19 protein-coding genes are annotated in these 21,945 nt (G+C 43.3%); 12 read left to right on the forward strand and 7 right to left on the reverse strand.

Annotated elements, in window-relative coordinates; genetic code table 11:
- Positions 1-67 precede the first annotated feature (67 nt).
- The 6 genes from PSU72_RS01390 to PSU72_RS01415 all read left to right on the forward strand — a co-directional run bounded on the left by PSU72_RS01390 (position 68) and on the right by PSU72_RS01415 (position 10,397).
- A complete protein-coding gene (locus PSU72_RS01390) occupies positions 68-1,465 on the forward strand; it encodes an alginate export family protein (protein WP_300429928.1) in 1,398 nt (465 codons plus the stop codon).
- A 246-nt stretch (positions 1,466-1,711) separates the two neighbouring features.
- The gene (nirB, locus tag PSU72_RS01395; RefSeq protein WP_300429930.1) at positions 1,712-4,141 is read left to right on the forward strand and encodes a nitrite reductase large subunit NirB; all 2,430 of its coding nucleotides are present in this window, start codon (positions 1,712-1,714) and stop codon (positions 4,139-4,141) included.
- Between the two features lie 150 nt (positions 4,142-4,291).
- Positions 4,292-5,497 (forward strand): nitrate/nitrite transporter, encoded by a 1,206-nt coding sequence (locus PSU72_RS01400; protein ID WP_300430151.1) that lies wholly within the window; start codon positions 4,292-4,294, stop codon positions 5,495-5,497.
- Between the two features lie 31 nt (positions 5,498-5,528).
- A complete protein-coding gene (locus PSU72_RS01405) occupies positions 5,529-7,223 on the forward strand; it encodes a bifunctional protein-serine/threonine kinase/phosphatase (RefSeq protein ID WP_300429932.1) in 1,695 nt (564 codons plus the stop codon).
- Positions 7,224-7,285: 62 nt separating this feature from the next.
- Positions 7,286-7,615 carry a nitrite reductase small subunit NirD gene (nirD, locus tag PSU72_RS01410; protein ID WP_300429934.1) on the forward strand — a complete coding sequence of 110 codons (330 nt, stop codon included), beginning with the start codon at positions 7,286-7,288 and terminating at the stop codon, positions 7,613-7,615.
- 67 nt (positions 7,616-7,682) lie between these two features.
- Positions 7,683-10,397, forward strand: coding sequence for a nitrate reductase (locus PSU72_RS01415; RefSeq protein ID WP_300429936.1), 2,715 nt, complete (start codon positions 7,683-7,685; stop codon positions 10,395-10,397).
- A 48-nt stretch (positions 10,398-10,445) separates the two neighbouring features.
- Here PSU72_RS01415 and PSU72_RS01420 read toward each other — a convergent pair whose 3' ends face one another.
- Positions 10,446-11,867, reverse strand: a complete 1,422-nt coding sequence (locus PSU72_RS01420) for a sensor domain-containing diguanylate cyclase (RefSeq protein ID WP_300429938.1) — start codon at positions 11,865-11,867, stop codon at positions 10,446-10,448.
- Positions 11,868-12,197: 330 nt separating this feature from the next.
- Between PSU72_RS01420 and alkB the strand changes: the two genes are divergently transcribed.
- Complete coding sequence (alkB, locus tag PSU72_RS01425) at positions 12,198-12,836, forward strand: DNA oxidative demethylase AlkB (RefSeq protein ID WP_300429940.1); 639 nt, start codon at positions 12,198-12,200, stop codon at positions 12,834-12,836.
- 1 nt (position 12,837) lies between these two features.
- Here alkB and PSU72_RS01430 read toward each other — a convergent pair whose 3' ends face one another.
- Entirely contained in the window at positions 12,838-13,179 is a 342-nt protein-coding gene (locus tag PSU72_RS01430) for a cupin domain-containing protein (protein WP_300429941.1), read from the reverse strand.
- 111 nt (positions 13,180-13,290) lie between these two features.
- On the opposite strand from PSU72_RS01430, the gene PSU72_RS01435 reads away from it, so the two are divergent.
- From PSU72_RS01435 to gndA, 4 genes are all read left to right on the forward strand, one after another.
- Positions 13,291-14,274, forward strand: coding sequence for an L-threonylcarbamoyladenylate synthase (locus PSU72_RS01435; protein WP_300429943.1), 984 nt, complete (start codon positions 13,291-13,293; stop codon positions 14,272-14,274).
- 110 nt (positions 14,275-14,384) lie between these two features.
- Positions 14,385-14,744, forward strand: coding sequence for a hypothetical protein (locus tag PSU72_RS01440; RefSeq protein ID WP_300429944.1), 360 nt, complete (start codon positions 14,385-14,387; stop codon positions 14,742-14,744).
- A 107-nt stretch (positions 14,745-14,851) separates the two neighbouring features.
- Entirely contained in the window at positions 14,852-15,070 is a 219-nt protein-coding gene (locus tag PSU72_RS01445; protein ID WP_300429946.1) for a hypothetical protein, read from the forward strand.
- A gap of 183 nt (positions 15,071-15,253) precedes the next feature.
- Positions 15,254-16,765: an NADP-dependent phosphogluconate dehydrogenase gene (gndA, locus tag PSU72_RS01450; protein ID WP_300429948.1), complete on the forward strand. Its 1,512-nt coding sequence runs from the start codon at positions 15,254-15,256 to the stop codon at positions 16,763-16,765.
- 193 nt (positions 16,766-16,958) lie between these two features.
- Here gndA and PSU72_RS01455 read toward each other — a convergent pair whose 3' ends face one another.
- The 5 genes from PSU72_RS01455 to PSU72_RS01475 all read right to left on the reverse strand — a co-directional run bounded on the left by PSU72_RS01455 (position 16,959) and on the right by PSU72_RS01475 (position 20,918).
- The gene (locus tag PSU72_RS01455) at positions 16,959-17,918 is read right to left on the reverse strand and encodes a TerC family protein (protein WP_367186076.1); all 960 of its coding nucleotides are present in this window, start codon (positions 17,916-17,918) and stop codon (positions 16,959-16,961) included.
- A gap of 47 nt (positions 17,919-17,965) precedes the next feature.
- Positions 17,966-19,045, reverse strand: coding sequence for an AI-2E family transporter (locus PSU72_RS01460; RefSeq protein ID WP_300429952.1), 1,080 nt, complete (start codon positions 19,043-19,045; stop codon positions 17,966-17,968).
- 9 nt (positions 19,046-19,054) lie between these two features.
- Positions 19,055-19,588, reverse strand: a complete 534-nt coding sequence (locus PSU72_RS01465; protein WP_300429954.1) for a TIGR00645 family protein — start codon at positions 19,586-19,588, stop codon at positions 19,055-19,057.
- A gap of 21 nt (positions 19,589-19,609) precedes the next feature.
- Positions 19,610-20,488, reverse strand: coding sequence for a protease HtpX (gene htpX / locus PSU72_RS01470; RefSeq protein WP_300429956.1), 879 nt, complete (start codon positions 20,486-20,488; stop codon positions 19,610-19,612).
- Positions 20,489-20,570: 82 nt separating this feature from the next.
- Positions 20,571-20,918 (reverse strand): HPF/RaiA family ribosome-associated protein, encoded by a 348-nt coding sequence (locus PSU72_RS01475; RefSeq protein ID WP_300429958.1) that lies wholly within the window; start codon positions 20,916-20,918, stop codon positions 20,571-20,573.
- 112 nt (positions 20,919-21,030) lie between these two features.
- On the opposite strand from PSU72_RS01475, the gene nhaR reads away from it, so the two are divergent.
- Positions 21,031-21,927 carry a transcriptional activator NhaR gene (nhaR, locus tag PSU72_RS01480; protein WP_300429960.1) on the forward strand — a complete coding sequence of 299 codons (897 nt, stop codon included), beginning with the start codon at positions 21,031-21,033 and terminating at the stop codon, positions 21,925-21,927.
- The last annotated feature ends 18 nt before the right edge of the window (positions 21,928-21,945 follow it).

Here is a 21,945-nt window from a genome sequence, read left to right on the forward strand (position 1 = left end):
CGGACTAAAGTCCGACCTACAAATAATCATGTAAATATAACAATGTAAATTAAAAGGGAATACAAAAATGAACACTAAATTTAAATCTAGCAGCACATTTAAACTTAACCTCTTAATGGCTTGCACGACTTTAGCGCTTACAAGCATGGCGCAAAATGTTTATGCGGAAGACGCGGTAGCGGAACCAGAATACACTTTCTTAGATTCAGTTAAAGAAGGCAAGCCGATGACCAGCTTCAGGCTGCGTTATGAAAATGTACAACAAGATGGTAACGGCCCTGCAGGAACTCCATTTGCAACCAAGCCGCTAGAAGACGCCAATGCTTTTACATTACGTAGCTTAATCGGCTGGCAAACATCACCATTTCACAATTTTAGTTTTGCCGCACAAATCATTAACGTGACTAAGTTAAATGATAACTATAACGATGGTACTGCATTTTCACCTGCTATTTCTGCGGGCTCTAATCAGCCTGATCACCTCGGATATGCCAAAGTTGTAGACCCTGATCAAACTAATATCAATCAAGCTTACATTGACTGGACTGGCCTTAAAAACACTAAATTCCGCTTAGGTCGTCAACAAACTAATTTAGACAATGTACGCTTTATTGGTGACATTGGTTTTAGACAAGTCATGCAAGTGTTTGATGGTGTTTCTGTGACCAATAAATCTATTCCTGATACCAATGTATATGCAGCACACTTTGAATCAGTCAACCAAATCAATACCAGATACCGCACTGCTGGCGCGTTAGATATTGTGAATGCTAAATATAGTATTTCCGGCACTGAGGGTATAACAGGCTATGGTTATTTTTCAAAATTTGATGACTTAGGTTTTGGTAATGCTTGGTTTGGTGGAACAACCAATGCAGGTAGAAATCAATCAAATAAGACATTAGGTTTACGTTTAGATGGTGTACATCCCTTCAATCCAAACTTCAGAGCGGCTTACACGGCTGAGTACGCCAAACAAACGGATTACTCTGGTGGCGATAGTCTTATCGATGCGCATTATTTGAAACTAGGCGGCGGCGTTGGTTTTGACGCATTTAATATCCGTATCGACCAAGAAACGCTCTCAAGCAATGATGGTAAGTTTGCCTTCCAAACGCCATTTGGCACGAATCACTTATTCCAAGGCTGGGTCGATAAGTTTCTAGCGACGCCAAGACAGGGTATTAAAGATACCTTTGTTACTGCAACTTATCGTTTAGATGATTTCCTATTCTTTGCTGATTACCATGTGATTAATTCTGATGTAGATTTCGCTAAAGTCGGTGGAGGTACTGGAGATAAGTACGGTAAGGAGTGGAATGTCGCTGTAACATATAACGTGAATAGTAACATTATGACTAAGCTTGAATACGGTAAGTTTACTGAGAGCGACCAATATGTAGCTACTGCTAACCGCATTCGCGACACAGATAAGCTTTGGTTAACTGCAATGTACACATTCTAAGGCGATTTAATATCAGTTTAAAAAACAATTATGTTTAGATACTTATGCACCATGATGGATTTCCATTTTGGTGCATAAGTACGTTTGTGGGCTTAATTCAAAGATAATTTATTGAATATATAAACTTAAGCAGTTGTATTTAAATAAGATTTAAATTTTCTTGTTTGTTGGTATAGATATTGCTTTTATGGGTCTGTAACTTTGAATTAATGCACCAAATAATCTAACTGAAAAGACGATTGAATTATGCAAAAAATGAAATTAGTAGTAGTTGGTAACGGCATGGCAGGCATGCGTACGGTAGAAGAGTTGCTTAAAATTGCACCTGACATCTACGATATTACTGTGTTTGGTGATGAGCCTTATCCTAACTACAACCGTATCATGCTATCGCCAGTGCTGGCGAATGAGCAGACGATTGACGACATCATTCTAAACACGCGTGAATGGTATGCCGAGCATAACATCACGCTACATACCAATGCGCGCGTCAACAAGATTGATCGTAAAAACCGCGTGGTTTATGCTGAAGATGGCACTAGCGCAGAATATGATCGGTTACTTTTGGCTACTGGTTCCAAGCCATTTATGCCGCCTATCCCGGGCAAAGATCTTGAAGGCGTTTTAGGCTATCGCGACATTAAAGATACTAATGACATGATTGCCGCTGCAAAGAAATACAAGCATGCGGTGGTAGTTGGTGGTGGTTTGCTTGGTTTAGAAGCGGCTAATGGCTTAAGCATTCAAGGTATGGATGTGACTGTCATCCATAGAAACGAATGGTTGTTAGAGAAGCAATTAGATAAAACTGCAGGCATCATGCTGCAAAAATCTTTAGAGGCTAAAGGTCTTAAATTCCATCTGTCTACCAATACGGAAACTATCATTGGTGATGAAAACGGCCGTGTTAAAGCGGTTCAGTTTAAAGAAGGCTTTGAGTTGCCTGCTGATTTATTAGTACTTGCTGTAGGGATTCGTCCGAATTTCGCACTGGCTGAATCTGCTGGTATCCACTGTGACAAAGGTGTGGTGGTGAATGACACCATGCAGACTTTCGATCCACGTGTGTATGCAGTTGGCGAATGCGTTGCGCATCGCGGTATTTCATACGGTTTAGTTGCGCCGTTGTTTGAAATGGCAAAAGTCTGCGCAACGCATTTAGCTAATTTTGGTATTGGTTTATATAAAGGTTCTGTGACGTCAACAAAACTAAAAGTCACAGGGATTGATTTATTCAGTGCTGGCGACTTCACTGGCGACGACGAAACAGAAGAGATTGTTTTGCACGATGCAGTTGGTGGGGTATACAAAAAACTCATCATCAAAAACGACAAAATCGTTGGTGGCGTGCTTTATGGGGATACCACGGACGGTTCGTGGTATTTTCAAATGCTTAGGGATGGCAAGCCTATCCATGAGATTCGTGATCACTTGTTGTTTGGCCCATCTGCGATTGGAGATACTGGCCATCAAGGTCAAAACCAAGCATCCACCATGACCAATGAAATGGAAGTATGTGGTTGTAATGGCGTGTGCAAAGGTACCATCGTTAAAGCGATTCAGGACCAAGGTTTATTCACTATTGATGATGTGAAAAAACAAACTAAAGCAGGTTCAAGCTGTGGTTCATGCGTGGGTTTGGTTGAGCAGATTTTAGCTTCTACTTTAGGCGGCGGTTATGCGCCACCTTCAACCAGCAAGGCAGTTTGTGGTTGTACCGATAGAAATCATGAAGAAGTCCGTGCGGAAATTCGTACACATAAATACTTAAACATTCCAGATGCTATGACGGGCATGGGATGGCGCACGCCGAACGGTTGCGCTACTTGCCGTCCAGCGCTTAACTATTACCTGCTTTCTACTTGGCCGCATGAAGCAAAAGATGATCCGCAATCACGCTTTATTAACGAGCGTGTGCACGCCAATATTCAAAAAGATGGTACTTATTCAGTGATTCCACGTATGTATGGTGGCGTAACTACGCCAGACCAACTGCGCAAAATCGCCGATGTTGCCGATAAATATGCCGTGCCTATGGTAAAGGTGACAGGTGGTCAGCGTATTGACTTGTTGGGCGTGAAAAAAGAAGACCTAGTCGATATGTGGGCAGATTTAGATATGCCTTCTGGATATGCTTACGGCAAAAGTATCCGTACGGTTAAAACCTGTGTGGGTAGTGAGTTCTGCCGTTTTGGTACGCAAAATTCAACCCAAATGGGTATTGATATTGAAAAAGCATTTGACCACATGTGGGCGCCACATAAAGTTAAATTTGCAGTTTCAGGTTGCCCGCGTAACTGTGCAGAATCTGGCATTAAAGACGTTGGTATTATTGCGGTAGATTCAGGCTGGGAAATCTATGTAGGCGGTAACGGCGGTATTAAAACCGAAGCCGCACAATTCTTATGTAAAGTAAAAACCTCTGATGAAGTACTAGAATATTCAGGTGCTTTCATTCAAGTGTACCGTGAAGAAGCGCGCTACTTAGACCGCACGGTGCATTGGCTAGAGCGCGTTGGTTTGGAGTATGTAAAACAACGCATACTTGAAGATGTAGAAGGCCGTAAAGCCGCTTATGAGCGCTTGATTTATACCTTGCAAGGTTCTGTAGATCCTTGGGCTGAGCGTGTGAAAAATCGTGATAAACATAAAGAATTTGAGATTATTGAGGTTTAAAAACCTGCTGACAGCAATGGAAGGTCGGACTTAAGTTCGCCCTATTTCACTCACGTGGCATCTCGACTTGAATTGTCTAGATGCTACGTGAGAATGGTTAAAGTTGTCGTGTGTTGCGTAACAAGATAATGAGTTCAAAAAGGAAATATGATGCAAAAAAGTTTTTGGCAAGTAGGACATAAACCAACGCTGTTCTCAGCGTTTCTATACTTTGATTTAAGCTTTATGGTATGGGTATTACTCGGGCCATTAGCGGTGCAAATCGCTGCTGATTTACATTTATCGCCTGCACAAAAAGGCTTGATGGTGGCAACGCCAGTATTGGCTGGTGCACTATTACGTATTGTTATGGGCGTGTTGGTCGATCAAATCAAACCAAAAATGGCTGGTTTAATTGGTCAAATTATTGTGATATTAAGTTTGCTTATGGCGTGGCTACACGGCATAGAAACTTTTCAGCATGCGCTTATGTTGGGCATAGGCTTAGGTTTTGCTGGCGCCGCGTTTGCAGTTGCTTTGCCGCTTGCAAGCCGCTGGTATCCGCCAGAGCATCAAGGTACAGCGTTAGGTATTGCTGGTGCAGGCAACTCAGGCACCGTGTTTGCTGCATTGTTTGCGCCAAGTTTAGCTGTAGCTTATGGTTGGAATAATGTATTTGGTTTGGCGTTAATTCCGTTAGGCATTGCGATGTTTGTGTACATCATTTTTGCAAAAGATAGCCCAGATGCGCCGCCAGCTAAGTCACTTAGCCAATACGTGGCTATTCTGAAAGACAAAGACGCTTGGTGGTTTATGTTTTTTTACAGCGTGACTTTTGGTGGTTTTGTTGGTTTAGCTTCATCACTCACTATTTACTTTAATGATCTTTATAGCCTAGGTGCAGTTAAGGCGGGTTACTGTACAGCAGCATGTGTTTTTGCCGGCTCACTAGTTCGCCCAATTGGCGGCTTGGTAGCTGATCGTATCGGCGGCGTTCGCACACTATTAACTATGTACAGCATTGCAGCTGTGTTACTCGTGATTATGAGTTTTGGTCAACCGACTTATCAGTTAGCACTTGCGATTATTATCCCTGTGATGGCGATTTTAGGTATGGGTAATGGCGCCGTGTTTCAATTGGTACCACAACGCTTCCGTAAAGAAATCGGTGTGATGACTGGCTTGGTGGGTATGGCTGGCGGTGTAGGTGGTTTCTACCTTGCGGCAAGTTTAGGCTACTTTAAACAAACTCACGGCAACTACCAAATTGGTTTATTGATATTCGCTGGTTTGGCTGTGTTAGCGATGATAGGTCTAGCTGGCGTTAAAACCAGATGGAGAACTACTTGGGGCAGTGTAACAACAGCTAAAGTTTAAGTTAGCAGAAATAGCGCTGTAAAATAGCCCCATGTCATTAAAATTTGAAATAGGCCAATCCAGCCTAACCGGTCCGCGCACACGTAATGAAGATTACGTGGGTGTGGTCACACCAGCGAGTGCGCAGTTAAGCATTAAAGGCGCACTGTTGGCGGTAGCGGATGGCGTCAGCGGCAATGCAGGTGGTGGTGAAGCCTCTGAAATGACCATGCGCACGGTGACCTCAGATTACTACGCCACACCAGATACATGGGAACCACTGACGGCACTAGATAAAGTGCTGACAGCAGCCAATCGCTGGCTAATCGCCCAAGCGAATGCAAACCGCGATATGGTTGGCATGGCGACTACGCTTTCGTTATTGGTATTGCGTGGGCAGCATTATTATTCGGCCCATGTGGGCGATACGCGTATTTACTTGCTGCGAGATGGCAAGTTAAAGCAACTCACTACTGACCACGTGTGGGATAGACCTGAAATGCGCCACGTGTTAAAGCGCGCAGTTGGTTTAGACCGACATTTAGAAGTGGATTATGCAGATGGCACGCTTCAAGTCGGCGACGTATTTGCTTTGATGAGTGATGGTGTTTGGGATGTGCTAGGCGAGCAAAATATTCATAAAACGATGGCGCTTTATGACAGCCCGCAAATGATTTGCGACGAACTCACTAAATTAGCCATTGAAAAAGGCAGCACCGACAACAGCACGGCGGTTGCCGCCAGAATTACGCAACTTGGCGAAGAAACCCTTTCTGAGTTGTTAGCTGACGGTAAACACCTAGTTGTGCCAAATAAATTGCAGGTAGGCGAAACCATAGATGACTTCGAAGTGACCGAGGTTTTATATGAATCTCGCGCAAGTTTGTTATACAAAGTACGTCACCTCAACAGTCGGCAGCTTTTTGTATTAAAAACATTGCAGCCCTTATTAGCCAATGATGTCGATAGTTGCAATGGCTTGCTTAATGAGGAGTGGCTGGCAAAGCGCGTGGTTTCTCAATATGTGCCGCAAGTATTCCCAGTGGCCGCAGAGAAACGCAGCAAACTTTATTATGTGATGAGCTGGCATGAAGGTTCGACGCTGCAACAGCGCTTAGATAGCGGGCATCATTTTACTGTAGCTGGCGTGGCTAAAGTCGGTATAGATTTGTTACGCGGTGTGGCGGCATTGCACCGACTCAATATCGTACATCGGGATATTAAGCCGGATAACATTCATCAAGCGACAGATCAGCGATTGCGTATTTTGGATTTAGGTGTAGCCTTAAGTAGCATGATTGTTGCCACAGAGATGACACAAAACCCTGGTACACCGAGCTTTATGGCACCAGAGTTATTTGATGGTACGCCAGCCACAGTACAGAGTGATATTTATGCTGCAGGTGTCACGCTTTATCATTTACTTACCCGTAAATATCCGCATGGTGAGATTGAGCCGTTTCAACGCCCAAAATTTGGTGAGCCGATTCCACCAACAAGATATAGACCAGATATACCGTATTGGTTAGAGAATATTATTCTTAAAGCCATTGCGCGCGATATAAAGGTGCGTTTTGAAACGGCAGAAGAAATGCTGTTAGCACTTGAACATGGCGAGTTAAAGCCAATTTTAGCACCAGCACGCACACCACTTATTGCGCGAGCTAGATTAGTTAAATGGCAGTGGATCGCAATTTTTTCATTTGTAATCAATCTGCTGTTAATTTATTTGCTGATTGTTTCATAAATAGTTTCGTAAATTTGTTAATAAGTTTAAATGTCCGTAAGTTTGAGTTAAGGTAAAAAATCATGAGTAACTGGGTAAAAGTAGCGCCATTTGAAGACATTCCAAAGTTAGGCGCGCGCGTTGTTCGCACAACAAACAAAGACAATATCAGCGTTGATATTGGCGTATTCCGTTTAGAAGATGACCGCATATTCGCCGTCAATAACAGCTGCCCACATAAAGGTGGGCCACTGTCAGAAGGCATCGTATATGGCGATAAAATTGCTTGTCCGCTACATAGCTGGAAAATCAGTTTAGTCGATGGCAAAGCAGAAGAGCCAGATGTCGGTGAAACTGCCTGTTTTAACACCAAGGTTGAAGACGGCGTTGTGTATTTAGAGTTAAAAGACTAGTTTAATTAAAGCTAGTCTAACTAAGACTCAAATTCCTAAAAGAACCAAATTTAAAGTTCAGCTAAAAGTGATTAAAGAAACCAAATCGACTTGTTGTTACTGCGGCGTTGGCTGCGGCGTCATCATATCTAGCCAAAATGACAAGATTATTGACATCAAAGGTGACCCTAATCACCCCGCTAACTTTGGGCGCTTATGCACCAAAGGGGCTACGCTGCATCTTACTGCCAAGCTTGATAATCGCCTGCTTTATCCTGAAATGCGTCTAACACGTGAAGCAACGCGCAAACGTGTTTCTTGGGACGACTCACTTAACTACTTAACTGAACAATTTGCGCAAACCATAGAAAAGCACGGCCCTGACTCCGTTGCTTTCTATATTTCAGGTCAATTGTTAACTGAAGATTATTATGTGTTCAACAAACTCGCCAAGGGTTTGATTGGTACCAATAACGTCGATACGAATTCACGTCTTTGCATGAGTTCTGCTGTCACGGGCTACAAAGCCACACTGGGTTCAGATGCACCACCAGCGTGTTATGAAGATATAGACTCTACCGAATGCTTATTTATCACGGGTTCAAATACTGCATTTGCACACCCGATTATTTTCCGCCGCATTGAAGATGCTAAGAAAAATAATCCAAATCTGAAAATTATTGTGGTTGACCCACGCCGCACGGATACTGCGCAAGCGGCAGATTTGCACTTGGCTATTTTGCCTGGTACAGACGTCGCTTTATATAACGGTATGTTGCACGTATTACTGTGGGAAGGCTTGCTGGATATGGCTTTCATCAAGGCTCATACCAATGGTTTTGATGCGCTAAAAGATACCGTGCGCGAATACACACCAAAAATGGTGGCAGATATTTGCGGCATTAAAGAAGCGGATATTATCACGGCGGCTAAATGGTTTGGTAAAGGCCCTAGCCTTTCTATGTATTGCATGGGTTTGAATCAAAGCATACACGGCACAGATAAAAATGCGGCCTTAATTAACTTGCATTTAGCCACTGGGCAAATTGGCAAGCCAGGTGCAGGGCCATTCTCACTGACAGGTCAACCTAACGCAATGGGCGGACGTGAAGTGGGAGGCATGGCGAATTTATTATCTGCTCACCGCGATTTAGCAAACCCAGAACACCGCGCAGAAGTTGCTAATTTTTGGGGTGTAGAAAGCGTACCAGCAACGCCTGGTAAAACGGCGATTGAAATGTTTGATGCCGTGAAAGATGGCAGCATTAAAGCCATTTGGATTGCCTGCACCAACCCCGCGCACTCTATGCCAGATGTGAATAATGTGATTACTGCCTTACAAAATGCGGAGTTGGTGGTAGTACAAGATGCCTATAACAACATCGACACCAACCAATATGCGGATGTGTTGTTACCAGCTAGCACTTGGGGCGAGAAAGAAGGCTCAGTCACAAACAGCGAGCGACGCATTACCCGCGTCAATCCTGCCGTTCCAACGCCAGCAGAAGCGCGCCATGACTGGGCGATTATGGTCGATTTTGCACAACGTTTAGAAAAACGTTTAGCAAAAAATTCCAACTTGTTTCCATATACAACGACTGAAGAAATCTTCAATGAACACCGCGAAAGTACACGTGGTCGAGATTTAGATATTACTGGCTTAAGCTATAGCTTGCTTAACGAGCAAGGCCCACAACAATGGCCGTTCAAGGCTGGCGATACCACTGGCGCAGCGCGTTTATACACGGATGGCGTGTTTCAAAAACCAGACGGCAAAGCACAGTTCGTCAATACTATCTACAAAGGCACTGCTGACAAAACTGATGCGCGTCATCCGCTACATTTACTCACAGGCCGCTTGCGTGACCAATGGCACGGTATGAGCCGCACAGGTACGGTGGCGCAACTGTTTAACCATGCCGAAGAACCTGTGATACAAATGAACGCAGATGACATGATGCGCCGCTCCATCAAAAATGGTGACATTGTTAAAGTGAGTAATAAACGCGGTAGTTTAGTGTTGGCAGCCCAATTGTCTGATGAAGTGCAAGCTTCACAAACCTTTATAGCGATGCATTGGGGCAGCCAATTTATGCACGGTTTGGGCGTGAATGCATTAATGCCGCCAACTTTTGATAAAATTTCAAAACAACCCGAGCTTAAACACACCGCAATCAAAATTGAAAAGCTAGAGTTGCCGTGGCGCATGACTGTGATGCGCACCATTCAGAACTTAGATATGCTGGAAAAAGTTCGTGGATTATTAGCCAACTTTGACTATGCGACTTGCGGTTTATTTGGTCGAAAAACTGACCATCATGTCGGTATGCTGATTTTACGCGCTGCCCACACGCAAGCGCCAACTAGTGCATTGATAGAACAGATTGACCAAATACTGGAGATGACAGATGACATGCCATTGCTCAACTATCAAGATGCAAAACGCGGCATTAGCAAACGCATTTTAGTCAGTAACCATAGTGGAAAACCAGAAGTTACTGGCGTACGCTTGGTAGGTGAAACACTCGCTACCGATTGGCTGAAAGAAGTCATGACTTCAGGCGAATTTACAGCAGAACTTCGCCGCTGGGCGCTCGCACCACTGAGCACTCCGCCAGCAGGGCAACGCAGCCGTGGCAAGATTATTTGTAATTGTTTAGATGTCGCCGAAAACGATATTATCGAAACCATACAGCTGGGCGCAGACTTGATTACTCTGCAAAATAAACTGAAATGCGGCACAGAGTGCGGTTCTTGCGTTCCGGAGCTTAAACGTTTAGTCGCGGCAAATAGCAAACATTAGGTTTTGATTCGCAATCTTGATGTTTTGCAGATGCTAATACGGTGACTTTTAAAGAATGATCGAGTCATCATAAAATCGAATTAAATTTCGACCTTCATCTTTGGCTTTATACATTGCAGCATCAGCCCATTTCATCAGGTCAATTTGGCTAGTGTGATCTTTAACAAACACAACAGCGCCAATACTTGCCGTGCACTCAAGCTCTACCACTTTATCTTTCTGCCCAGTATGAGTGACTGTGAGTAAGTATGGCTTAGATAATGCGTCTAGTATTTTTTCAGCAATTAATTTAGTTTCTGAAATTGACTCTGCTTCATCCAGGCTTAACTCACTCAGTATCACAACAAACTCATCGCCACCAAGACGAGCAACCGTATCAACTTCTCTAATGCAGCCTTTTAGGCGGTTAGCAGCTTCAATCAATAGTAAATCACCTGCTTGATGTCCATGAGCATCATTGATAGGCTTAAAGTTATCTAAGTCTAGAAACATGAGTGCGCCGTAGTATCCACTTCGCTTACTGGTTGAAATGGCTTTGGTCAGCCGGTCACCTAACAGGCGTCGGTTGGGCAGCTGGGTCAAGGTGTCATAAAAAGCAAAGTTGCGCACTTGCTCTTCCATATTCTTGCGTTCAGTAATGTCGGTATGCGTGCCACATATGCGAGTAGCTTTATGCTCGGCATCCCATGAGACTACTTGCGCTTGATCTAGCACCCATTTGTATTCACCACTTTTTGTGCGCATGCGGTACTCAAGTGCATGCATTTGAGTGCGCCCTTCAATATTGTCTCGAACTGATTGCCACGCCATTTCACGATCATCCGGGTGAACAAAATCTGCCCATTGCCTAACTGTGAACTCAATATTGCTCAATTGATAACCAAGAATCTCTGCCCAGCGCTCATTTCTAGTCACAATATTGTTTTTGATATCCCAATCCCAAAATCCAAGTTGACTGGCTTTTAATACCAGTTGCAGTCTCTGCTCACTTGCATGCAGTGCAGCTTCGGATTTTTTATATTCATCAACTTCAATGAGTGATGCTTGAGCAGCTTTTAATGCTTCATATGCATTTAAATGCTCATAGACCTCTTTATCGTACTGAGAAGGTGAGGGCAGCTTGAGGGCTTGAGGGGTGATATAGACTAATGCGATTGCGGTAACCACTGAAATCGACGCGGTTACGGCTTTCATGCTGGCATCAATCCAATAGATCGGATTCCAAAAAGTCACAATTTCTAGCAAATGCGTGGTGCCGCATGAAAGAATAAATGCGCTAAATAGCAAAAAAATCCCACGAAATTGCAGGTCTTTTCTGCGCCAGACAAAGTAAGTTAAAGTGATAGGAATTGAGTAATACGCCAGCACAATCGCGGCATCGGATAATACATACAACCATAGAAGACTTGGAGACCAGTTAATACAGTATCCATGTGGCAGCAAATTGCTTGTATTAAGTAATATCGACATGATTAAATTCCAAAAACAAAGTCATCACTAATGTTGTTTAAATCTGTAGTTTTAAATCGTAACTAATTTCAGTATTTAGTGCCTATATCTTGTATTGTTTTTAGTGCTACTAATAACATCTATTCCATTATAAATAGAAGATGGAAAGCCTAGGCAGGTAAGGGTTATAGTGATGATTTAATTTAAACAATTTGTAACAATAGTTTAAATTTTATGTATGTATAGCATTATTTCGGCAGTTTTGCGAATTAATTTAGGGTGGGTCAATCAATTCGCTTAGATAAAATCTGTCCCGTAAGCTTACTCAATGCTAAATATAGGGAAACTTGAATGGATTTGTTTGAGAATATGCAGCCAAACAAGTTGGAGATCATTAAAGATGCCTATTTGCTAAAAAGCTATGCCTTAACGAATGAAAAGGCGCTATTGAGTGATTTAGAGCAGGCTGTCAGTCAGGCACCTTTGCGGCATATGATGACAAAAATGGGTTTCGCAATGTCTGCAGCCATGACCAATTGTGGGGTGCTTGGCTGGGTAAGTGACCACCAAGGTTATCGCTATGATATGAAAGACCCCGCCACTAACAAACCTTGGCCAGTGATGCCAGCTAGTTTTCAGCAACTAGCAACTTTGGCTGCGGCTGAAGCAGGATTTAATGATTTTCAACCAGACGCTTGTTTAATCAATCAATATCAAGTGGGTGCAAGCATGGGTTTGCATCAAGATAAAAATGAGCTGGATTTTAATCAGCCTATCGTCAGCGTTTCATTGGGAATACCCGCAGTCTTTCAATTTGGCGGCTTAAACCGAATGGATAAAACCCACAAAATCCCTTTGATGCATGGAGATATTGTCGTGTGGGGCGGTCAGTCTCGTATTCATTTTCACGGAATAGCGCCGCTGAAAATGAATACGCACCCTATTTTGGGTGCGTATCGGTATAACCTGACTTTCCGAAAAGCGGGTTAAATTATAGTTTTAACGCTGCTTTAATGCGTTTAAATGTTTGGGTAACAATGTTGCCATCTAATTGATAATGTTTATGCAGCGCTTGTTTCACTTCCCAAGTGATTTTTACGCCCGCTGGAAAAGTCACTAAATCACCTTTGCCAAACTTAACAATACTACCGCAGCAAGTTGTCACAACGCATTCACCCTCTAAAATATAAGCAATTTCTTGCTCTGGGAATGACCATGGAAAAGTTGAAACTTCTTTTTGCCAAGTTGGCCATTTACTCACGTTAAGCGTGTCTAGTTTTGCTTGCGCAGGATTATGTTCTACGGTGATTTCTTTAACTGGCGTTTGTTTCATGATGGTTTCTTAATTGATAGAGATGCGCTATTTTAACGTATCACAGGCAAATGATGATTGTTAACTGACATAAGTAGTAAAATAGTCGTTTTGTATCAGCAATTATTTTATATGCGCATTAGTTTAGAAGAAGCAGCAATAAGGCTTCAAAATGGCGAAGTTGTGGCGATTCCTACCGAAACCGTTTACGGCTTAGCGGCGGACGCGACGAATGATATTGCGTTGCAGAAAATATTCACAACAAAGCAGCGCCCTGCTGATCATCCACTGATCGTGCATATTGCCGATATAAGTCAAGTTGCAGAGTGGGTCACGGACTTTCCAGAGGTGGCAGTTAAACTGGCTAAAACCTTTTGGCCAGGTGCTTTAACCTTGATATTGCCAGCAAAGAATCATGTTTCACGTGTGGTGCGTGGTGGCGAGCCAACCATCGCCTTGCGTGTGCCGAATCACCCAGTAGCACTGGAATTGCTAAAACTAAGCAAATTAAGCGTTGCCGCCCCCTCTGCCAATTTATTTACTCAACTTAGTCCAACCACGGCGACTCACGTTGAAGCTGGCTTAGGTGAGAGTATCCCAGTGCTGGATGGTGGTGCGTGCCAGGTGGGGATTGAATCGACTATTGTGAGCGTTGCGGTAGATGGTCAATGGCAACTGCTACGTCCGGGTATGATTAGCGAAGTAGAGGTTGCTAAAGTAGCTGGCAGACCACAGAAGAAAGTGGCTGAGTCTAGTAAAGTCGCCGCTGCGGTTGGAACCCCCAAAGCGCCAGGTCAGCATGCATTGCATTACTCTCCTCGCACGCCGTTATTGTTGTTTAAAGACAGAGCAGCCTTACTTGATACATCAGAGCAACTAATAAAAGCAGGCAAAGCTTGTGCGGCCTTGTTAATCGGCGATGGTGATAAGCCTCGTTGTTATGTCATGCAGTTAACTAAACAACCAGCAGAGGTAGCCGAGCAGTTATATGGTGCTTTGCATCAGCTAGATGCGTTAAAAGTAGATAGACTTTTAGTTGAATTACCACCCAATACTCCAGATTGGGCGGCGGTATTGGATAGGTTAAGCCGCGCTGGTTTTAATAAAGATACTTAAGTTAAGTTATTTCGATGGGTATAACCCTTTATTTTTTATGCATAAAGGTCTAGTGCATGTGTATGATTTGGGTTTGCAATAAGTACGGTAAATTTTAAGGATTAAAGAAGATGACAAAAAAATTAAATCAATGGATTATCGTGGCAGTTTTAATTGCGATGCAGCCATCATGTAGTTCTTTCGGTTATAACCCGTTTAGCACTGGTGTAAATGAGCAATCACGCACGCCACAAAACGCAATTGCCTATGCATGTGATGAAGGAAAGCAGTTTTATGTGCGCATGCAAAATAATGGTAACGATGCTTGGTTAATTTACCCTGACCATGAAGTGAATTTAACCAAATCTACCGACAATAGTAATCGCTTTACCAGTGGCGTGATTACGTTGTTGATTAATGGTGACGCAACGACCTTAAACGATGGTGAAAAGGTCGCTTATACAGGTTGCAAGGCACAAGTCAAAAAGTAACTTAGCAATACTATTTAAGCCTTGCTTACATATCTAAAAAGGCGTAATTTAGTCATCAATCTTTGATTCTTGTTTTAACTACAGGTATTAACTATGGAGGTCTCACCATGGATAATAAATACGGTTTGGGTAGCACTAAAGTGGCTACCGAGCACCATGAAACACATCATAAAGCGCCAGTGGAAACTGCTAAGCACTGTAAGTTCTGCGGCAGTGCAGATTTGGTATTAAGTCCCACTATGCATGACCATCGTTGCGCGCAATGCGGAGAGTTACAAAACGATGTGCCACCAGGCTATTCTTCAGGAAGAAGTAGTGATTTTTAGATGCTAAATTGGCATTGTTTGCCTAGCGTCAAAGACAAGACGAATATTTTTACCATAAACATGTAAAAAAACCAAAATAAAGCGCTAATTATGCGAATTTATAACGATTTAATTCGCTAAAAGTTTTATAATCTTGCGTACAAAAATACCCTTTCCATTAAACAACTCCAAAAGAGAAGATAAATGTCTACACAAAATGCTGATATTGGCCTAGTTGGCCTAGCTGTTATGGGCCAAAACTTGGCTCTAAATATTGCCGATCATGGCTATACCATTGCGGTTTACAACCGTGATTCTAAAAAAATGGTGAACTTCATTGAAGAATGTAAAAAGAATGAGCCATCATTTGAGCGTGTTGTAGGACATGCTGATTTAGCTTCATTTGTTTTAAGCATCAAACGCCCACGTAAGATTATTTTGTTAGTTAAAGCTGGTAGCGCAACAGACGTTACGATTAATGCTTTATTACCTTTCTTAGAGCAAGGCGACATCATTATTGATGGTGGTAACTCATTGTGGACAGATACTATCCGCCGTGAAAAAGAATTAGCGGTTAAAGGCATCGATTTCATCGGTTCTGGTGTTTCAGGTGGTGAAACTGGCGCACGTTTCGGCCCTTCATTAATGCCATCAGGTACACGTAAAGCATGGGCGAGTTTAGAGCCAATTTGGCGCGACATCGCTGCTAAAGTGGACGCTGTCACAGGCGAGCCTATGGAAGGCGGTACACCAGGTAAGCCAGTTGTTGGCGGTTTCTCATGTGCTGAGTACATTGGTCCAGACGGTGCAGGTCATTACGTAAAAATGGTGCATAACGGTATTGAATATATCGACATGCAATTGATTTGTGAAGCTTACTGGTTGATGAAAAACTTGCTTGGCATGCCGGCAAATGAAATCGGTAAAGTATTTGAAGAGTGGAATAAAGGCGAACTATCAAGCTTCTTGATTGAAATTACTGCTGATATTCTGCAACAAAAAGATCCAATGGGTCCTGGCTTCTTGGTAGACAAGATTTTAGATACTGCTGGTCAAAAAGGTACAGGTCAATGGACTGCAGCGAATGCGCTTGAATTGGGCGCACCAGCTAACGCGATTGCTGCTGCTGTTTATGCGCGTGCACTTTCAAGCTTGAAAGAAGAACGTGTTGAAGCTAGCAAAATCTTAAAAGGCCCAGCAATTAAAGTTGAAAGCGACAAAAAAGCGATTATCGACGCAATTAAAAACGCTCTATATTGCTCAAAAATCTGTGCTTACGCGCAAGGTTTCCAATTGATTGATAAAGCACAAGTGGCTTACAACTGGAAATTGAACTTCGGTGAAATTGCTCAAATCTGGCGTGGTGGTTGTATCATCCGTGCACGTTTCTTGCAAAAAATCACTGATGCTTACGCATTGAACTCACGTTTGAAAAACTTGATGTTAGATCCATACTTCACACAAGCCATGAACGATGGTCAAGAAGGTTGGCGTAAAGTGATTGCCTTGGCAGTCACAAACGGTATTCCAGCACAAGGTTTCGCTGCTGCGATGGCTTATTACGATGGTTACCGCAGTGCGGTATTGCCAGCTAACTTGCTACAAGGTCAACGTGACTACTTTGGTGCGCACACGTATGAGCGTACTGATAAACCACGTGGTGAGTTCTTCCACTTGGATTGGCCAGAAGCAGGTCGTCCACAATTAGAAATCTAAGTTAAAAGCTGAGATTTAAAACTAAAAAGCCCGCGAAAGCGGGCTTTTTTGCATCTGTAAGTAAGTAGAAAGTAAAAAAGCACTGCCCTGTACCAGTTCTTGGCATCACCATTCTCGCTAAGTGCTGAAGCACTAAGTCGAATGCGAGAGCCGCATGGATATTGGCTCGTAGGGCAGTGCTTTTTTGAAGTTTTTACTTGTGCAAAGCTTTGTAGCTTGTGCTTTTTAAGCTGAGTAATATGCTAATACCCAGTACGGCAATTACCACAGCGAGCGAAACAGCAACAGGTATCTTAAACCACTCCACAATCAACATTTTTGTACCGACAAACATCAATACCACAGCTAAGCCATATTTAAGTAAGTGAAATCGATCTGCCATATCTGCCAATAAAAAATACAGAGCGCGCAAACCGAGAATGGCAAAAATGTTGGAAGTGAATACGATGAATGGGTCGCTAGTGATAGCAAAAATAGCAGGGATACTATCCATTGCAAAAATCACGTCAGAAAATTCGACTAGAACTAGGACTAAAAACATCGGTGTGAACCAGCGTACGCCTTTTTCCACAATCCAGAATTTGTCACCATGATAGCTATCAGTAATACGCACATGGCGACGCAGCCAACTGAGTAATGGGTTTTTCGCCAAATTTGGCTCTTGGTCTGCAAAAATAAACATCTTGATGCCAGTAATCAGCAAAAATGCGCCGAACACATAGAGCACCCAATGGAATTCGGCAATCAACCAGGCGCCAAGCAATATCATCAGCGCTCTCAGCACAATCGCGCCTAGCACGCCGTAAACCAGCACGCGCTTTTGATATTCAATTGGCACGGCAAAGTAAGAGAACAGCATGACGAAAACAAAAATATTGTCCATCGCTAAGGTTTTTTCCAGCAAATAGCCTGTGATATATTCCATTGTTTTGGCATCGGCAATTGCGCGCCCTGAAGTATGGTCTAACCAAGCCCACAATGCGCCACCAAACGCTAGCGCTAGTGAGAACCAAATGAAAGACCAAACGAGCGCCTCTTTAGCACTGACTTTGTGCGCACCTTTGCGACCTAATGCGAACATGTCTATAGACAGCATAGCAACGACGAATAGGCCAAAACCTGACCACATCCACCATGTTCCAATTGTTTGCATTTCACCCATTTGATTTATCTTTCTAAGTTTTTTATGTGTATTATTTTTTAATTAACTACTGTTACTTCATCTACTGTTACTTGATCCAAATGTGCAGTCCATTCACGCCAAACTGCCCATACAACCGACAGCACAATTGGGCCTATAAATAGTCCAACCAAGCCAAAAGCAAGTAGTCCCCCTAGCACGCCAAACAACACTAATAGAAATGGTATTGGGCTGATACTACTGATGAATAAAGGTCTAAGTACATTATCGAGTTGGCTAACGATAGCTGCACCCCAAATCCATACACCAATGGCCGCACCAGTTTCACCTTGCAACAATAACAACAGTCCTGCAGCACCCCAAGCTAAAGGGGTACCAAATGGGATAAGCGCTAATATCATCGTCAATACGCCAAACATCACAGGTGAACTTAAACCTGCGACCCAGTACCCAAGCCCAGCTACCATACCTTGCACTAAAGCTGTGAGTAAAATGCCATATACTACGGCGCGAGTAGTGGTGCCTGCGGCATGCAAATAGTCGTGAACATGTGCGCCTATAAATCGCTCTAAAACGTGACGTAATTCGCGCACAATACGCGTGCCGTCACGAAAGAAGAAAAATAAAATAACGACAACGAATATCATTTTTGCCAAGCTTTTACCTAGTCCACCCGCTAGCATGCTCAGGTCTGCTGTATGTGCAGCAAGCCAAGTTTTAAATACTAATGAAGCACCATTGGGATTGGCGGTAAAGTGAGCCTGCTGTTGCATTAACCATTCACCTAGCCAAGGTAGACTGCGTAATGTTTCTGGGACCGGTGGAGGGTTCGCTAAAAACGCCTGAAGCGCAGGAAATAAATGACCGAGCTCAAGTTGAGCCAGCCAGATGAGCCAAATTAACGGTAAAAATAGCGTCAGTGCTAGCAATGCCGTAGCTAAAAAGGCCGCCAGTGTATCTTTGTTGTTACACCAGCAACGAATTCGCTCAGCCACTGGCCATGATGCATAAGCTAAAACACCTGCCCATGCGATAGGTGCAAGAAACGGTGCAACCACCATAGACGCGAGTGCTATTAAGCCGCCCAGTGCTAGCCATGGCACGATGCGGCGACTAAATGTAGTTTTAGCATTCAGCACTGTGAAACCTTATTTAGTTTTAGCGCCATGGTTACCACTAGCAATTCTATCCATTAGCGCAAACATTACACCAGAAAATACTAGTGTTAAGTGAATACCCACTAACCAGGCAAGCTGATAATTACCATTAGGCTCAGCTAATACTTCTTTTACGTTGATAAAGTATTTAAGCAATTCAATCCCAGAAATCGCCACGATAGAGCCAATAAGCTTTAGTTTTAAGTCGGAAAATCCAACATGCCCCATCCACTCTGGGCGGTCTTCATTGTCACCCGTATCAATTTTAGAGACAAAGTTTTCATAACCCGCAAAGATGATAATCAGCAGTAAATTTGCGACCAATGTAATATCTACTAGAGTCAAAATCCCTAATAATGCTGCGCCACTATCCCCACCAAATACCGTCGGTACTAGGGCGAAGAATGCCTTGCCAAACTTAACCAGTAACAAGGCAATGCCTGCAATTAAACCGAGGTAGAACGGTACTAACAGCCAACGACTTCCAAACATAAAGTGTTCTAAGAACAGCTCAACACGTTTCATTTTCATTCTTTCATCTCAATTTTATGAATTACTACGCAACGCAGAAATGCGTTCAGACAAGTCTGGATGACTTGAGAACAAGCGTTTAAAGCCGCTAGACCCACCTCCAGAAATTCCGGAAGCCGCCATTTGTTTAGGTAAAGCAGATGGTTCGTGTTCAGCTTGCAAACGTTCTAATGCAGCAATCATCTTTTTAGCACTTGATAACTTTGCCGCACCAGCATCTGCACGGAACTCACGCTGACGTGAGAACCACATGACGATAATGGAAGCTAGTACGCCCAATAGTAGTTCTGCAATGATCATCGTGACAAAGAACGCTGGACCTGTACCTTTTTCAGTTTTGAAAATAATTTTATCCACCGCGTAGCCAATGACGCGTGAGAGGAACATTACAAAAGTATTCACCACGCCTTGAATTAAGGTAAGCGTTACCATGTCGCCATTAGCAATATGCGAAACTTCGTGAGCCAGCACAGCCTCAGCTTCATCTTTACTCATTTTATTAAGTAAGCCTGTTGATACCGCTACTAATGAGCTATTTTTAGTCATGCCCGTTGCAAAAGCGTTGACCTCAGGCGAGTCAAATACAGCGACTTCTGGCATCTTGATGCCGACCATATCGGCCTGAGCACGCACTGTTTTAATCAACCAAGTTTCAGTAGGCGTACGTGCCTCTTCAATGACTACCGCACCAGACATGCGCTTGGCAGACCACTTAGACATTGCCAATGAGATAAATGCACCACCAAAGCCCATGATGGCGGCAAAGGCCAGTAGATTGCCTAAGTCCAGACCGTTGGCATTAAGGTAAGGCTCTACCCCAAGTATGCGCATGGTTAGTGAAAGCACCAACATAATGGCAAGGTTGGTGGCTAAAAAATAAATAATACGTTTCATTGCGAACTCCAAAACATCAAAATTAAGCGGTTAATATAATCTTCAGTTTGCTCAAGCTAAAGTATTGGTAAAGTAAGTTTTCTTAGTCCTCAGTAACTAACGGAGTCGGTGCGGGATCATAAGAATGCTCGCGTAGCTTTTCCAGTCTTCTGGTCAGTGTACGAGCGCAACGGTCACTCGCGCGATCAATGGCGACATACAAGTCAGCTTCGGTGTCTTCTATGACAATGTTACTGTGCCCAGCCAACACCAAATTAATCTGGCATTTTTTATCTATGCCACCACGCGGTCCATTGATATCAGCTAGGCTGATACGTGCATGCATGATATGCCCATCATTTCTATCTAGGGCGAACTGCATGCGGCGTGTGGCGTAATCACGGATTCCGTCTGTCAATGAAAAACCATTGGTTTGAATATCAAGTTGCATCTTAATCTCCTAAGTAAGCATTAACGTTTAGCTATACTAGGTGAATTAACACATCGTAAAAATAAAGATTATACTGATATATAATTCGTAAAAAACTGATGGTTAACCGATTATGTTGAACTACAAACAATTAAATTATTTTTGGCAAGTAGCGCGCGCGGGCAGTATTGCACGCGCTAGTGAACAGCTTGACCTCACACCACAAACCCTTAGTGGGCAGATTGGGTTGTTAGAAGCTTCACTTGAAGCAACCTTGTTTAAACGAGTTGGGCGCGGCTTAGAGCTTACTGAAACAGGGCGTTTAGCATTATCTTATGCAGATGAGATATTTGAAATAGGCGCAGAGATGGAGCAGGCCTTGAGTGGCGGTACGGTGAAGCAAGTGACAACTTTTAGAGTGGGTATTGCGGATGTCATGCCTAAATCCATCGTTTACAGCCTACTTGCACCTGCCATGGCGCTGAGTGAGCCAATCAAAATTATCTGCAGAGAAGATAAGTTAGATAAGTTGCTAGGCGATTTAGCCATACATCGTCTTGATTTGGTGCTGTCAGATAGACCCATGCCTGAGCAATTGGACATCAAGGGGAATAACCATAAACTGGGTGAATGTGGCATCAGCTTTTTTGCCACACCTACACTGGCAGCCAAGTATCAGCAAGGCTTCCCAGCGAGCTTGAATCAGGCGCCATTATTAGTGCCGAGTCTAGATACTGCAATGCGTCGTAGGCTGATGCGCTGGTTTGATGCGGAGCGTATTCGCCCACAAATTGTTGGGGAGTTTGATGATAGCGCATTGATGAAAGCTTTTGGTCAAGCTGGTATCGGTATTTTTATGGCACCCTCAGTCATTGCGTCGGAAATTACGCGGCAATTTGGGGTTGTTGAACTTGGCAAAACTGAAGAAGTGCAAGATTATTACTACGCCATTTCAGTTGAGCGGCGTTTTGATCATCCAGCCGTCGCGGCAATCCGCGATACGGCTAAACAAGGGCTTTTTACAAATTAAGGTGCTTTTTAAAAGTAT

It is taken from the genome of Methylotenera sp., assembly GCF_029945535.1.
Classification (GTDB): domain Bacteria; phylum Pseudomonadota; class Gammaproteobacteria; order Burkholderiales; family Methylophilaceae; genus Methylotenera.